The 15688-nt window shown below is 58.0% G+C and carries 8 protein-coding genes; 2 read left to right on the top strand and 6 right to left on the bottom strand.

The annotated features are described in order from the left end of the window. Positions 1-24 precede the first annotated feature (24 nt). The 4 genes from CAF87_RS00095 to CAF87_RS00080 all read right to left on the bottom strand — a co-directional run bounded on the left by CAF87_RS00095 (position 25) and on the right by CAF87_RS00080 (position 5107). Positions 25-1536, bottom strand: a complete 1512-nt coding sequence (locus tag CAF87_RS00095; RefSeq protein WP_085730139.1) for a glycosyltransferase family 39 protein — start codon at positions 1534-1536, stop codon at positions 25-27. Between the two features lie 2 nt (positions 1537-1538). After that, positions 1539-1907, bottom strand: a complete 369-nt coding sequence (locus tag CAF87_RS00090; protein ID WP_085730138.1) for a GtrA family protein — start codon at positions 1905-1907, stop codon at positions 1539-1541. 105 nt (positions 1908-2012) lie between these two features. Then, the gene (locus tag CAF87_RS00085) at positions 2013-3518 is read right to left on the bottom strand and encodes a glucosyltransferase domain-containing protein (RefSeq protein WP_085730137.1); all 1506 of its coding nucleotides are present in this window, start codon (positions 3516-3518) and stop codon (positions 2013-2015) included. Between the two features lie 170 nt (positions 3519-3688). Then, positions 3689-5107: an amino acid permease gene (locus tag CAF87_RS00080; RefSeq protein ID WP_085730136.1), complete on the bottom strand. Its 1419-nt coding sequence runs from the start codon at positions 5105-5107 to the stop codon at positions 3689-3691. A gap of 496 nt (positions 5108-5603) precedes the next feature. On the opposite strand from CAF87_RS00080, the gene CAF87_RS00075 reads away from it, so the two are divergent. Both CAF87_RS00075 and CAF87_RS00070 read left to right on the top strand, forming a co-directional pair. After that, complete coding sequence (locus tag CAF87_RS00075; protein WP_085730135.1) at positions 5604-8714, top strand: transglycosylase domain-containing protein; 3111 nt, start codon at positions 5604-5606, stop codon at positions 8712-8714. 177 nt (positions 8715-8891) lie between these two features. Then, on the top strand, positions 8892-13850 hold the full coding sequence (locus CAF87_RS00070; protein ID WP_085730134.1) for an NEL-type E3 ubiquitin ligase domain-containing protein: 4959 nt from the start codon (positions 8892-8894) through the stop codon (positions 13848-13850). 26 nt (positions 13851-13876) lie between these two features. On the opposite strand, the gene CAF87_RS00065 is transcribed toward CAF87_RS00070, so the two are convergent. Together CAF87_RS00065 and CAF87_RS00060 are read right to left on the bottom strand one after the other, a co-directional pair. Further along, complete coding sequence (locus CAF87_RS00065; RefSeq protein ID WP_085730133.1) at positions 13877-15121, bottom strand: hypothetical protein; 1245 nt, start codon at positions 15119-15121, stop codon at positions 13877-13879. 51 nt (positions 15122-15172) lie between these two features. Then, positions 15173-15676, bottom strand: coding sequence for a CS1 type fimbrial major subunit (locus CAF87_RS00060; RefSeq protein ID WP_085730132.1), 504 nt, complete (start codon positions 15674-15676; stop codon positions 15173-15175). Between the last annotated feature and the right edge of the window lie 12 nt (positions 15677-15688).

The raw sequence follows: 15688 nt of genomic DNA, 5'->3' as shown, positions 1-15688 counted from the left end.
GGATCGGTCACTGAAGACTGGCGCTCATTCTCGAATATACAGGCGGGCCTCGATGGGACCGCCATCGAGGGTCCGCGCTCTTTTCCATCGCGACGAAAGAAACGAAATATCTTCGACTACTGAGTTCAACGTTATCCACCAGACTCTTTTGGTACCAAGACTCGAAAGCATCGCGTCGTCTACCGCGCTCGATTGAAGCAGTGGCGACATGAGTGCCCACGCTCCGTTATCCGGGTAGCCCAAGGTCTTCGTAGCGTACCTTCCGACATAAATCCCGGGAGTGGCTCTTCCTTCGAAGTAGTAAAGCAGTGGCAAGTACCAGAACATGTCATCCACCAGAATCTCGTCGCCTGGATGGCTCTGCGCTTGCAGTTCGGCGACCAGAACGTCCAGACGCCCTGTCGCAGGCCGTAAGCTCATTGCAGTCAGCCCCTGTATCTCTCCGATGACAGCCGCGAGCAGAACAGTGCTGACCAGTATTCGACTGCGCTGCCACCCGGTATCGAGCGCTACAGCGACGATCAGCGGAATCCCCATGGCTGCAAAATAAAAATACCTGATAACAAACGCAGGTTTGAACGCAGCCAACAGCAACAGGGTGATAGCCGGAACAAAAAAGTACCCCACCAGCAAACAGCTGTAACGAGCTTCGCTGCGGTCTTTCAGGACAACCTGCACTGCGCAGATCGTGACCACTATCGTTGGCCAAAGCTGCCACAACGAGAAGCCGTTCGTTCCCGGCGAACCCACCAACATCTGCCATATCAACGTCAATACAGACTCCCTCTCCAGAGGGGGTATCCATCCGAAGTCAGGTTTGTGGGCAATTTGCTCAAACAGAAAGGGCATCCATGGAAGGAAAAAAACCACAATTGCAGCATTGACCACGAACCAGTCACGCAAGGAAATATCGGTGGCTCGACGCGCCCGCGCCTGCCACCAGAACAACCAATGGGTCAGCACACAAAGTGCCGCGAAGTAATGCGTATAGAACGCGAACGACATCAACAACACGTACATCAGCGGATAACGTTTTCGTTCAGGCATTTGATTCCAGCCAACCAACGCTACCGTTGCAGCCATCAGCCACAGTCCGAGCAGCGGATACATACGTGCCTCCTGACTGGTCGACACGCTGATCGGCAGTAATGCAAGCAGCAATGCCGCTATTCGGATCGCTCCCGGTGTTGCGACGAGACTCAGCAACTTCAAGCAAAACAGTAGAGCAGCAGTATCGGCCAAAGCCCCAAGAGACCTCACGGCAACCGGACTGTCACCAAACCATTGCATCCAGTAGTGCAAGACGAAGTAATAAAGAGGTGGGTGATTGTCTCGACTCGCAATGGCCAGAATCTGATCAGGTGCATGCTGGGCAAGTCGAATACCAAATGCTTCGTCGTACCAGATCGGGCTGGCGCCAATCTTGTAAAACCGTACGCTCAAAACCAATGCCAGCCACATCAGCAGCATGAAGCGATCAATATCCCTGGAATTCGGATACATCTTGAGAGATACAAATCGCGCCAACGCACTCATGCCTAACGCCCTCGAAACAACACAAACCGGAAAAAGCAGTAGCCCAGCACCAGATCCAGCAGCGAAAACATCGACACCGTCATCAGCCCCGACAGATTCCGAGCATCGGCGACCAGCCCGACGCTGTAACTCAGCGTTCCCATCACGCCGATAAACATCAGATATGCCTCCACCGACGTTCTCTTCTCGAACGTATAGAGCGCGTTCATGTAAAACGAGAAGGCGGCGGCGATGCAAAACGCGGCGAAGTTACTTGCCGACTGAGTCGCCTGAAAGGCGCTGGTCAGAACGAAAAAAATCTGCCAGTGAATCAATGTGCCGGCGAGGCCGATTGCCGTTTGTGCGGAAAATCCTTTCCACAAGATTCTCATCGCCAATCCTTGCTGTCGCTTCCGTCGAGGAATTCAAGCTAGGCCAGCGAGTGGCCGGGGTCTACTGTCAGAAATTACAGGTCAGAGGTGGTTTCAGACCAACGGTTACCATTGCAGCAACCGGCCATGGGGCGGCTCCTTCATGACAATGAAACCGTAATCGCCGATCAGGTAGATGCGGTAATAGAGGCTATCCACCAACGCTGGAAAACCCTGATAGCCGACGCGAGTAGCGTTGCGCCGTTCACGTTCTGCGACCACGTTGGTGATGCCGGCCGAGGGCAGGTTTTCGGCGAGCATGAAGTAGTCAATGTTCAGCAGATAGCGCAGTACCGGCAACTGTTTGAACGTGCCCGTCGCATTCGCCAGCCAGCGGTCGGAGTAAGTGACCGACATATAAATCCGCTTGGCGTCGCGCAATTCGCGATGGGCAGAAATGTCGTGACTGAGGCTGTAGAGAGCGCTGCTGGCGAAGGTTTTTTCCATTGTCAGCACCCGCCCGTAAGCGAAGGACAGCGACAGCGTGGCCAGAAGCGGAATCGCCAACAACAGGGGCAGCCGCGAGTGCAGCGACGTCAGTCCGATACAGGCCATATAAAACAGCAACATCAACAGCACGCCGAACCCTATCAGGGTTCGTGCACCTTCGTTGAAGTCGCGAAACAACAGCGTCATCCCCGGCACCAGCAACACAACCAGCGGCAAAGTCAGCAGGCAGCCAAAACTCAGGAGCAGACCCTTTGTGGGTGATTCCTGACGCAGGCGAATATGCCGCCCCATTCGCACACCACCGAATAATGCACACAGGAGTAGCACGACGAACACCGCCGTGTAGCCACCGTGAAACAACAGCGCCACCTTCTCCAGGACCCGACCAGAATTGATGCCGATCTGCAACAGTGGATCAGCACTGAAGTCGAGCAATTCGGTGCGTGTGGTATCCGTGAACGGATAGGCCGTGACTGCGTAGATCGACACGCCCAGCGCCAGTTGCGCCAGCTTCCAGCCCGCCAGTTGCCAGAGCTCTTCCCAGGGCAGACGCCGATGAACAGCCCTGAGCAATTCCACACAACATAGCCCGAGAAACACATTGAGGCTGATCTGATACAGCCCGATCGCCAGCGCCAGCAACACCGAAGGCACCAGCCATCGCTGTATCCGGGACGTACCACCAAACGTGATCGCATAAATCACCGCGACCAGACTCAGGGCCATGCCGGCCCCGTCGTATTGATAGGACAGGTTCTGCAGCAGGAACGGGTTGTACCAGAGCGGCAACGGCACCAGACAACAGGCCAGGGTCGGTTCGGGGAAATAGTGAAAGGTCAGTCGGGTCAAGGCCAATGACATCGCCAGCGTGGCGAGCAACAACGGCAAGGGAAAGATGTTCGGCGCAGCGCCGGTGAAGGCCAGCGCTTTATACAACCAGTCCATGAACAACCGTCCCTGCCTGGCCCAGGCATCGCCAGCGGCCAGAGAGCGCCAGTTGTCATCGATGTAGGGGAAGTCGGTGAGGATCAGCGGCAGGATATACAGCATCGTGGCGAGCAGGAAAAACAGCACGACCTGACGGCGGCCGAGTTCTCGTACGAGAAAATCGCTCATCCTCATACCGGCGCCTCTGTTCACTGCCGCGAGGGAAACTGCGTCTATAAAGTTTGGAACATGGCACGAAACCAGAGGTCGTTTTTTTCGATAGTTTCAGACAAGTGGCCTCACCTCCCGCCCACAAAAAAGCCCCGGCCAATCGGCCGGGGCTTTCAGATTTCAGCACAGGCAATTTATGAAGCCGAACGCACCGCGCCTTGCGACGCATCGGTCGGTTGCAGCTTGAACACATAGAACAAAACGGTCAGCAGCACCAGGAACGCCGGGCCGACATACAGCGCCACGCGGGTATCCGGGAAGTAGGCCATCAGGCCTACCACCAGTACCAGAAACGCCAGCGCCAGATAGGAGCTGACCGGGAACAGCCACATCTTGTATTTCAGCCCGGCGCGTTCGCTGGCACTCAGGCCTTTGCGGAATTTCAGCTGGGCCAGAAGGATCATTACCCAGGTCCAGATCGCGCCGAAGGTGGCGATCGAGGTGACCCAGACGAAGACTTTTTCCGGCACCAGATAATTCAGCAGCACACCCAGCAGCAGAGCGAAGATCGACAGCAGCAACGCCCGACGTGGCACGCCGTTGGAGGTCTTGGCGAAGACGGCCGGCGCCTGGCCATTCTGCGCGAGGCTGTAGAGCATGCGCCCGGTGCTGAAGATGCCGCCGTTGCACGACGACAGCGCGGCTGTAATCACCACAAAGTTGATGATGCCGGCGGCGGTCTTGATACCCAGACGTTCGAAGGTCATCACGAACGGACTGCCCTGAGTACCGATTTCATTCCACGGGTAGATCGACAAAATCACGAACAGTGCGCCGACGTAGAACAGCAGAATCCGCCAGAACACCGAGCCGATGGCACCGGGAATGGTCTTCTGCGGGTTCTTCGCTTCACCGGCGGTCAGGCCGATCATCTCAACGCCCAGATAAGCGAACATCACCATCTGCAGCGACATCAACACGCCAGTAACGCCGTTGGGCATGAAGCCGCCATGGGTCCACAGGTTGGAAATCCCCAGCGCTACACCGTCGTTGCCGAAACCGAACGCGATGATGCCGATGCCACCGAGCACCATGGCGATAATGGTGACGATCTTGATCAGGGCGAACCAGAACTCGAACTCACCGAAGGCCTTCACTGCGATCAGATTGATCGAGCCCATGCTGATCAGCGCCGCCAGCGCCCAGATCCAGCGCGGCACATCGGGAAACCAGATGCCCATGTACACCGCCACCGCAGTGATTTCGGCGACGCAGGTCACCAGCCACAGGAACCAATAGTTCCAGCCGGTCAGAAAACCTGCCAGCGGACCGAGATAATCCTGCGCGTAACGGCTGAAGGAGCCGGCCACCGGGTTGTGCACGGCCATCTCGCCGAGGGCGCGCATGATCACCAGGATCGCCAGGCCACCGATGATGTAGGACAGCATGATTGCCGGGCCGGCCATTTCGATGGCCTTGGCCGACCCCAGGAACAGACCGACACCGATACAGGCGCCGAGCGCCATCAGACGGATATGCCGTTCGCCGAGTTCGCGTTTGAGTGGACCGCCGTTCGCGGTCTCGCCATGGGGCGGGTGATTGCCGACTGGCATGGGGGACTTCCTCGTCTTGTTATTGGATAGACCACCGAGTGTCGAAGCGTCGGCCGATAAGCCCTGGCTTCCCGACACCGCGCCGGCCTCGTGGGCGGACGCGTCCTCCAGGTCCGGGCCTGAGGATCAGCGGGGCTGGCAGTATAAAAAGCTTCCAGCAGGATATTTCACTCTAAAAAACGACTTATTCAGCGACAAGCATCGTTATAAATCGGTATTTCGAGATAAACACTCCTGAAAAAACCGGATTATTCACTGCCGAAATGGGCGCCGAGTATTGCACAGCAATGGTGCAACGTCATGCCCCTACCCAAGTCGTATTTACCCGCGAACCGCTCTGATCCGCGCCTTTTCAAGACCTGCGCAGGCGTTGCTGACGGATTGCCCACTGCGCAGATTTGTTCAGGGTCGAAGCTTCACAATTTTTTCACCCGCGCCAACCACCGACTAAGCTTCAGTCAAGTCCGATCAATCTGCGTGAATGGATCAATCGACTATGGGCGCTTTGTGGCAAACCGATTCGAGTGAAAAAGTGGTTCCGACTGAACGTGTGGATGAAGCGCCTGTACCTGAGAAACCCCGTCGTAACCGGCATGGGTGGAAGGCTTTCTGGCTCCTGTTGGTGATCATTGCGATTGTCGTGGGCCTGGCCGCGATGAAGGAAATGCGCACTTCGCGCTTTCAGTCCCGCGAAGTCAGCCAGTACGCCGCCAAATTGACCTATGAACTGCAACCGGGTCCCAGCGAAGCCATTCGTTATCCGGGCAACGGGCCGTTCGATCTGCGTCTGGGGTACAGCTCGCTGGACGAATTCCTGCCACGACTGCTCAAGCGCAATTACGTGATCACCGAACAGACGCGCTTCTCGCCAGCGCTGCTCGGCTATACCGACAAGGGCCTGTTCGTGCCCTACTCCGAGAAAATCCAGGCCGGGCTGTCGATCACCGATTGCCGCGCCGCGCCGCTGTATCAGTACAACTATCCACAGCAGCTGTATTCGAGTTTCGAGTCGATTCCGCCGGTGGTGGTCAACAGTCTGTTGTTCATCGAAAACCGCTTCCTGCTCGACCCCAAACAACCGCTGGCCAACCCGGCGGTGGACTGGCCGCGCTTCGGCATGGCCGCGTGGTCGCAGGTTGCCAAGTTGCTGCACTTGCCGGGACAGTCGGCGGGCGGCAGCACCTTGGCCACGCAGCTGGAAAAATACCGCCACTCGCCTGACGGGCTGACGGTGAACGGCGCCGAGAAAATCCGCCAGATGATTTCCGCCAGCGTGCGTGCCTATCAGGCCGGCCCGGATACCTTGCCGGCGCGGCGCAACATCATTCGTGACTACCTCAACAGCGTGCCATTGTCGGCGGTACCGGGGCATGGCGAAGTCCACGGCATGGCCGAAGGTTTGCGGGTCTGGTACGGCGCCGATTTCAACGAAGCCAACAAAAAACTCGCCAGTACCGCGACCGATCCACAGACCATGGCCGACAAGGGCCTGGCCCTGCGCGAAATGCTCTCGCTGATGATCGCCCAGCGTCGTCCTTCGCATTACCTGACCAAGGGCCGGGAAGAACTGGCCGACCTCACCGACAGCCACTTGCGCCTGCTTAAACAGAACGGCGTGATCGACAACGCGCTGGCCGATGCCGCCCTGGCCAGCAAGGTCACTTACCGCGACTGGCAGACCCAGCCGACCATCCAGCCGATCGAGACCAACAAAGGCATCAGCGTCGCCCGCAGCCGTCTGGCCTCGATGCTCAATCGTCCGCTGTACGATCTCGACCGCCTCGATCTCTCGGCCACCAGCACCCTGCAAGGTGAGCTGCAAACCCAGGCCACCGCCTACCTGAAAAAACTCGCCGACCCGGCCTACGCCGCCGAGATCGGTCTGATGGGCGAACGCCTACTGACGCCCACCAGCACCACCCAGGTGCGCTACAGCTTTACCCTGTTCGAGCTGACTCCGGACGGTTCACGCGTGCGAGTGCAGACCGACAGCACCGACCAGCCCTTCGACATCAACGAGGGCAGCAAACTGGAACTGGGCTCGACGGCGAAGATGCGGGTGCTGACCACTTACCTGCAAATCATCTCCGAACTGCATGACAAGTACGGCGCCATGACCGTACCGGAACTGAAGAAAGTCGACGTGCCGGATCAGGATCGCCTGAGCCAGTGGGTGATCGATTACTTGATCCAGAACAAGGATCACGACCTGTCGAAGATGCTCGGCGCAGCCCTCGACCGCAAATACTCCGCCAGTCCCGGCGAGGCGTTTTTCACCGGTGGCGGCCTGCATGTGTTCCATAACTTTCGCAAGGAAGACAACGGTCGCATGCCGACTTTGCGCGATGCTCTGCGCGAGTCGATCAACCTGCCGTTCATTCGCCTGATGCGCGATCTGGTGCGCTACACCACCTACTCCGGTCCCAACAACAGCGCCGAATTGCTTAAGGACGACCGTGACCCGCGCCGTCAGGAATACCTCGCTTCGTTCGCCGACCGCGAAGGCACTTCGTTTCTGCTCAAGTTCTGGAAGAAGTACAAGAACAAGGACACCCAGGCCCGTCTCGACACCTTCCTCGACAGCATGCGCCCGACGCCGATCCGCATGGCCGCCGTACACCGTTACCTGCTGCCCAATGCAAGTCAGCAGGACTTCAACACCTTTGTGCGCTCGCACCTCAAGGGCGCCAAACTTACCGAGAAACTCACCGACGAACGCCTTGAACGGCTCTACCTCGCCTACGGCCCCGGTACCTACGATCTACCGGATCAAGGCTTCATCGCCAAGGTTCACCCGCTGGACCTGTGGCTGATCGGCTACCTGCTCAACCACCCGGACGCGACCTGGAGCCAGATCGTCAAGGCCAGTCAGTTCGAGCGTCAGGAAGTCTATAGCTGGCTGTTCAAGAGCAAACACAAGGGCGCCCGCGACAGCCGTATCCGCACCATGCTGGAGATCGAAGCGTTCCTCGACATCCATCAACGCTGGCAGAAAGTCGGCTATCCGTTCGATCATCTGGTGCCATCGCTGGCCACTGCCATCGGCAGCTCCGGCGACCGCCCCGCCGCCCTGGCCGAGTTGATCGGCACCATCCTCAACGACGGTGTGCGCATGCCTACCCTGCGCATCGACAGCCTGCATTTTGCTGCCGGCACGCCTTACGAAACCCGCTTGGTCAACGACCCGCACGTAGGCAAACGAGTGATGCCGTCAGAAGTGGCCAAGGCGATGCGCGAAGCGTTGTCGCAAGTGGTGGACTCGGGAACGGCCAAACGTGTTTCCGGCAGTTTCAAAATGGCCGACGGCCAACCACTCATCATGGGCGGCAAGACCGGCACCGGTGACAACCGCATCGAAGCCATCGGCTCCGGCGGACGGATCCTCAGTTCCAAATCGATCAACCGTACGGCGACCTTCGTGTTCTACATCGGCGACACCCACTTCGGTACGCTTACCGCTTATGTCCCCGGGCGCTCCGCAGAGAATTTCAAGTTCACATCGGCATTGCCGGTGCAGGTGCTCAAAGGCATGGCGCCGATCCTCAACAACTATCTGCAACCGGGTAGTCACACCCAATGCCAGCCCGTGGAGGTTGCGCGCCGCTGAAAAAGCGGCGTGTCACTTGCCCGGTTTCGCCTACGGGTCATATTTATTTGGTTTTCATATTCAAATTCAAGAACATGAATCACGGTATGCCCCCGTCTTCCGACAGGATAATTTGAGTTTCATTTAAGCAGCAGAGGAATACGCTAGTTATCTTCTGACAAACGAAATGGAATTCAGATGTCCAACTTTCAAACTAACAGCCACCGCCTAAAAACAACGTTTATTCAGTCAAGAGGCCGACACTACGATTTCATAAAAAACAATATCCACGACACATTCAAACATACATCGCTGCACCGGGCTCTGGCATTGAGCACAGCCACTCTGAATAAACAGCCATGGCACGAAAAACCTGACCAGACGCCGGCAAAAACCGCCAACCTCGCCGCCTGGAAGGCCCAAAACCAGACTGATCAAGCCCTTGGCAAAATCAAAAGTCTTGAAGCGTTCGCCGTGCACTTGCTGGAAAACGGCCTGAAGGAAAAGTTCGGACTTGCTGTCAATGTCAAGCAAACTTACTTGAGATTGTATTTCCCGAAGGAGACACCTTGGTACATCATCAACGTCCTGCCCGGCGTTGCCAGTCGAACCGTATCCCTGCTGGATGCAGCGCTGCACAACTTTGCAAGTAACGAGACATTTACTGCCGATTCCGATTTCATCAGTAAACCCGATGAAAATGGACACTTCGACGTTCTGGGTATCAAGAAAACGCTATCTATCGAACAGTTCAAGAACTTGTGTCGGGAACTGGATATAGGGAAACGTTATACCCGCTATCTGCGACACCATTTGCTGCCACGCGATCCCGCATCCAGAGCAGCCATAGAGCATCAGACAACGCAAAGCCAGAAAGCCACGCTGATATTTGCTGCACATCTGGCCTTGTTGACCGGCGACATCGGAACCAATGCACATGATGTGATCATGGGCATGGTCGAAGGGCAAACCGGGCTGACGCTCGATGGCAAGGTCATGCAGTGCTGTGAGCTCTCGATCATGGATGCCGCGCTGACCGGGATTGTCCTGTTCACCTCGGTCCGGCAGCAAAGCGCTGGCGAGGACCGGATGATCGCTTACGTTCCCCATGACCCCGAGCACCCGCTGAAGGAGTACGCCTCGTCTCTGGAGTTCGTCAAGGAACTCACCCGCCAGCTACGTGCCAACGAGCCGCTCTCCAAAGGCCGGGGCAACTATTGGCAGTTCTTCAGTCAGTTCATCGATCAGCAGCAGCGCGGGCATTTTTTCGCAACGCTCGAACAGCGTCTGAGCAAGATCAAATGGTCGGAGCAAAGGGCCCCTCTGGATCCAGGGCCGACCTGGCGTCCCGTTCCGGTGGAGAAACCCGCTCTGGCATTTCGCGTGCGACCGGTCACGCAAAATCTGTGGAAGCATCAGTACCAGCGCAAGATCGACAAGATTCTCAATGACGCACGAGACATCGCCGTCTCGACGGAAATGGCCGACCAGAACTCGCGCCGGGCGTGGTGGGACAACTTCGAAAAAATCCTCTCGGACATCTTCAACGCAGCGCTGTTGGTCATCACGCCATTCGTGCCTTTTCTGGGAGAACTGATGCTGGCCTACACCGCTTACCAGATAGCGACCGACGTCTTCGAAGGGATTCTGGACTTGACCCGGGAAAACTGGGCCGAGATGGGTGAGCATCTGACCGCAATCGTGACAGACATTGCCCAGTTGGCGGCCCTCTCGGCGGGAGTGGCCATCGGCGCCGAATTTCGCCTCAAGTTGTCGTCTCTGATCGACGGCATGCAACCGGTCATTTCATCTGACGGCAACACCCGCTTGTGGCACCCCGATCTCGTTCCTTACGAACTCGCCGGGCCACCGCCACCGCCTGGATCACGTCGTGACGCCAAGGGCCTTTTTCAGCATGCGGGCAGAAACGTGTTGTTGCTCGATGGCAAGACCTATGAAGTCAGACAGGACTCCCACGACGGCCAGCATCGCATTCAGCATCCTGAACGCCCGCAGGCCTACGCACCGAAACTTCGCCACAACGGTCGGGGAGCCTGGGTTCATGAAGGTGAAAAACCGGGAGATTGGGCGGCCCCGAAACTGATGCGCCGCCTCGGCCCTTCGGCGGAAGGCTTCAGTGACCGGCAACTGGAGAATATCCGCCGGATCAGCGGCACGGAGGATCACGCACTGCGTCAGATGTATATCGATAACGCGTCCCCCCCGTTGTTGCTGGAGGACACCCTTGAACGTTTTCGGGCTTCGCGGGACACCGCAACCACCAGCGCCGATATTCGCGCCGCAAGGCCCCTGGATCCGTCGTCCTACTGGTTCGAACAAATGGTGACCGAGCTGCCGGGCTGGCCCGCAGACTGTGCGTTGAAAGTCAATCAGAGCGCCGACAGACGCGGCCCGGCTCACACCTACGGCAACACCGGTGCCCCTCCGTCACGCACGCTGACCATCAGTCTGGCAGACGTCATGGCTGGCAGACTGCCGGAGTATGTGACCGGTTTTCTGAGTGATGCACAACTGGAGCAACTGCTTGGCGCAAGGCTGCCGAAGACGGAGCAAATAAAGGCCCTGCGCGACTTACTGGCCGACCGGGTTGACGCACGCCAATCAGAAATTTCGCAGTACGTTTATGGATACCGCACCATCAGCAGTGATCCACGTGTTCTCGAACTTCAGCGCCAATACCCTGATTTGCCGACCGCCATTGTCAAACGCCTGGTGGAGCAAGCCCGTCAGCCTGAAGTGGAGGCGCTGGACCACGGTCGGCGCCTGCCTCTCGACTTCAAATCCGCCGCGCGCGAATGCGCCTTCGAAACACGCACGACCCGTGCCTGGGAAGGCTTCATCGATAATGAACGCCTGACTTCCGACACCGAACGTCTGGCCTTGAACGTGCTGCGCCTGCACAGCGACGCTTACCGTGATATGCGCATCGAGATTCGCGACGGTTCGTTTGACGGAGCGTTGCGTTGCAGCGTCGGCGCAGAACACGCACACGAGATCCGGATCTTTCTGCATGACGGGCATGCCCGCTACGAAACCTTCGATGGCAACCGGCGCCCGCTGTTCGGTCCCGCCGACCTGTATGAGTCGATCCTGCGAACGATTCCCGAACAGGCAAGGCAACAAACCGGATACAGGCCGGGTCAGGGCCGCGTTTTCAAACAATGGTTGATGGAAATGAGCGAGTCGCCCAGGGAACGTCGAACGCAGTTGCTGGAGCCTTCGATCCGGCCTGTCGTGCAAACGTCAATTGAAAACCTGTTGCGTGGCCCGGTGTTTTCAAGAATGCCCAAGTCCTTGGAGCAGCGGGTCAAGGAGCTCTATCCGGGACTGAGTGACCGGGAGGTGGAAGCCTTTGTCAGCTCGTTGCCAATCGGGCGCGATCCTCTCGAAACAGTCAGGAGTCTTGAGATGGACTTGAGGAAGTTGAGTGAGTTGCTTGAAGACTGGAAACAGTCCCAGGCTGCCTTCGATCCCGAGGGCCCCGGCATCATTCCTTCAGCTGCTCGCACCATCGCAGATCGCATCCTTGCCTGCTTCAAGCGCGAAGCCGTGGCGTTCAACGAACGTAGCGCCCGCTACGAAGCAGGCTACACACTGGACCTTTCCGCCGAGCTGATGGGACCGGAGCTTGAGAAATGGTGGAGAACCCTACCGGATCTCAAGTCCTGGTTCGATCAGGTTACGACCCTCGATCTGGACCAGGCACGCTTTTCGCCCGCGACCGGGGGGCTTTTGAAGCACTTCCCCAACCTTCGCCACCTCAGCGCCCGCCAGTGCGGACTGAAACTGCTGCCGCCGCGAATTGCCGAGATGCCCAGGCTGGAAACCCTGCAGCTCAACCGCAACCAGATCCGCCTGACAGAAGAGTCCCGGGCACAGCTCAGAGACCTGACGCGTTTGCGCACCTTACGCCTTTCACTCAATCAGCTCGGGCGCGCACCGGACGTCAGCCGCATGCCGGACCTGACCACCCTGGATCTTGCCTATGCCGGGATCGACACCTGGCCCGAAGGGCTGTTCACGCCGCATCGGCGCCCTCGCGGTTTCTTCCTCGATCTGTCCACCCCGGCGATTGTCAGCGTTCCGCAGGTCGAGCCGGGCTCGCCGGATGCATGGCTCGTCGCACGAACGCGACTGGCCGTGAGTTACCTGGAGCCTGAGGCTCGCGAAACCTTCTATCAGTACCGTGAGTCGGTGGGGCTGCCCCGGCAAAACAACTATTCCTTCCTTGCCGCTGAAGCACGGAAAAAATGGCAGATGAGTGATACGTCACTGTTCTGGGCCGATGACAGTCCCGGCCTGACAAGTTTCCGCAACGAAGCCTGGGACAACCTGATGCACGAGCCGGGCTCCCAAGGCTTTTTCCAGATCATCGACAGCCTGACCCGGTCGGCCGACTACCAGGAAGGCGGCACCTCACGCCGGATTCTGACCCGGCGAGTCTGGGATCTGATCGATGCCATGGATCTGGACACCGAACTGCGGGAAAAACTGTTCAGGACGGCAGAAGAACCGACCACCTGCGCCGACGCCAGCTCCGAAGTTTTCAACATCATGGGTGTTCAGGCGCTGGCGTCCCGGGCGTATTCCTATTCGACTTCGGGAGCGGAACTCGAGGGCAGACTGGTGAAACTGGCCCGAGGCGCCACACGCCTTGAACGGGTGAATGAAATTGCCCGCGCCGATGCGTTGTCTCGCCCGAGTCGGGAAGAAGAGGTCGAAATCTACCTGGCCTACCAAACGCGCCTGAGTGCGCGACTCGATTTGCCCTGGCAGTCCGAACAGATGCTTTACGAAGGAGTGGCAGGCGTGACGCAGGCCCGCATCGACAACGCCTGCATGACGGTTCTGGAGCTTGAAACCGGTGACGGCCTGGTCAACGGGATGCTTGAACAACCTTTCTGGGAACACTATTTGCGGGATACGCAGGCCGCAGCCTACAAAATCAACGACGAGTCATACGAACGACAACTGTCCCGGCTAGAACAACGGCACTCACCTGACGCGGTGCTGCCTCTGAATGATGAGGAATATACCCGCGAGCTCACTGAGCTGGCTTACCGAAGACTGGGATTGGGGCGTTCGCTGACCACGACGTTGATGCGCCGTCACGGGCTGCTGCCGATGCCTTCCTGAGGTCACCTTGGGAAGGTCGGTACGGATCAGACTTCCGAATCCCAGATCACAGTGACATTGCCGGTGTAACGCTTTGCCTGGCCGGGCTGCAACATGTCTTCCATGTAGTGGCTCGGTACCTCGAAGTGCAACACTCCGGGCGCGCGATCCACATAGTGGCCCGGGCGAAAAAGCGCACCTGCGCCGCTCTGCGTCAACCGGTGGTTTTTTACCGGCTGGCCCGAACTGTCAGTGATGCCGTGGGGAAGGCTGACGCTCAGATAGACCTGGGGCAACGTCGAACCGGATTCGGTATCACGCAAACTGCAGGCGCCAATGCCCGGATGTTCACACTCAATGAACATCCGGAAGGGTGCGGAGACACCAATGTTGAATGTCTGATCACGAAACAATCGGCTGGGCCTGCGCCCCTCTTGTAACCAGGCTTGCCAGCCACCTTGCGGTGTCAGCTCGATTCTGTTGCCGCCGGGCGGAATGTCGACTTTGAGCACGTGCTGGACATCCAGTACAAACCTGAAGGTCACACTGGAACTGTCCGGCAGGATATTGTCCCCCGTATCGAAATCACGTCCGGGGCCCGCCCCGTAATTGAGCTCGCCGGTATAGAGACCGGCCGACATGGCGAGTGGATTGGGCGTGCGCAGTTCGTAGCCCACATCCAGGTATTCGTAGGACATCCATGGAATCCGGTATGCCGCCTGTTTACTGCACACCGCTTCGACCGGCGTGCGCCAGAAGAAGCGATAGAAATCAGGCCCATGGGTGCCCATGGCCCCGGCCTCGCACGGTCGTGAAGGAAACAGCCAGTTCGTTCCGCCCCACAGTTTGTGGTGGGCCTGCGCATCAGAGTCGGCCCCGGTCAGATTGACTGCCGTATCACTCAATACATATTGGGAACCGACTCCGCCGACCCTCATTTCGACCGTCGCCGCCTCCCCCGTCGTCACATTCCGCACGGTCAGACTGCGCCATTGCGAAGCGATCTTGAACATGGCCCCTTGGCGTTGTCCGGCGCCCGGCTCGATTGTCAGGCTGGAGGAGAAGCGCAGTGGCAACCTTACACCCGACAGACCATACGTCTTGCAGTCTGTCGGATAAGTCGTGCAGTAGCCGCTCTGCGGCGTCTGGTCGACAAACCGGTTTCTTTGCGGGTTGGCCGGATCCGGGACGAAACCGGCACGAATCTCCTGAGTCAACGCCTGGGCCGGCATGGAAAACAATCCGCCGAACAATGAAACAAAAACCAATCCTTTACTGAACCTGAAATCCATTGCCATTCCTTGCATTGAAGTCATTACGTTCTTGAGCGGACGAGTTATTGCTCAGCCATTGGGTGCCGCGGCGCTGAACATGATGTTGACGGTGCCGTAGTAGTCTCCGGGTTTGTAACCTCCGGCCTGTTCCCTGGGTTCGATCTCCAGCATCACCCGTGTGCCCACCCTGGCTTCCTCGGCCGAGACCACTTGCAACGGCAGCGCACGGTCGGACAGCTCCTTGCCATTGAAGCTCACGCGCAAGTTGATGTTTTCCCGGGAGTCCCTTCCGTTGGTCATATACGGAACACTCTCCAGACGCGCCTCGATCGCTCCGCTGTCGTGCCTGACATCGAAGTTGCGACGCAACGTGCTCAAAGTGGAAGTGTTCACGTTCCAGTGCAGTCGCTGCTCACGATGAATCCAGTCGGACTCGGTGGGAATCACGTAAAAATTCAGGGTGGGAATATGCACCGAAACGTAGAACTCGAGTTCTTCTCGCGCCGCAAACGTCCAGGCGCTGACCAACGCCAGGGCTGTCGCCGACGTCAGCACAATCCATTGTTTGTTCATTGTTGGTTACCC

The sequence above is a fragment of the Pseudomonas sp. R38(2017) genome (assembly GCF_002112395.1).
In the GTDB taxonomy this organism is placed as follows: Bacteria; Pseudomonadota; Gammaproteobacteria; order Pseudomonadales; family Pseudomonadaceae; genus Aquipseudomonas.
Note: the sequence above shows the minus strand (reverse complement) of the source record. Positions and strands in the feature narration are given on the sequence as shown.

What these genes read in the sequence shown, in the direction of transcription:
- CAF87_RS00095 (WP_085730139.1), bottom strand. Translation starts at nt 1,536, where the DNA reads ATGAGTGCGTTGGCGCGATTTGTATCTCTCAAGATGTATCCGAATTCC.
- CAF87_RS00090 (WP_085730138.1), bottom strand. Translation starts at nt 1,907, where the DNA reads ATGAGAATCTTGTGGAAAGGATTTTCCGCACAAACGGCAATCGGCCTC.
- CAF87_RS00085 (WP_085730137.1), bottom strand. Translation starts at nt 3,518, where the DNA reads ATGAGGATGAGCGATTTTCTCGTACGAGAACTCGGCCGCCGTCAGGTC.
- CAF87_RS00080 (WP_085730136.1), bottom strand. Translation starts at nt 5,107, where the DNA reads ATGCCAGTCGGCAATCACCCGCCCCATGGCGAGACCGCGAACGGCGGT.
- CAF87_RS00075 (WP_085730135.1), top strand. Translation starts at nt 5,604, where the DNA reads ATGGGCGCTTTGTGGCAAACCGATTCGAGTGAAAAAGTGGTTCCGACT.
- CAF87_RS00070 (WP_085730134.1), top strand. Translation starts at nt 8,892, where the DNA reads ATGTCCAACTTTCAAACTAACAGCCACCGCCTAAAAACAACGTTTATT.
- CAF87_RS00065 (WP_085730133.1), bottom strand. Translation starts at nt 15,121, where the DNA reads ATGGATTTCAGGTTCAGTAAAGGATTGGTTTTTGTTTCATTGTTCGGC.
- CAF87_RS00060 (WP_085730132.1), bottom strand. Translation starts at nt 15,676, where the DNA reads ATGAACAAACAATGGATTGTGCTGACGTCGGCGACAGCCCTGGCGTTG.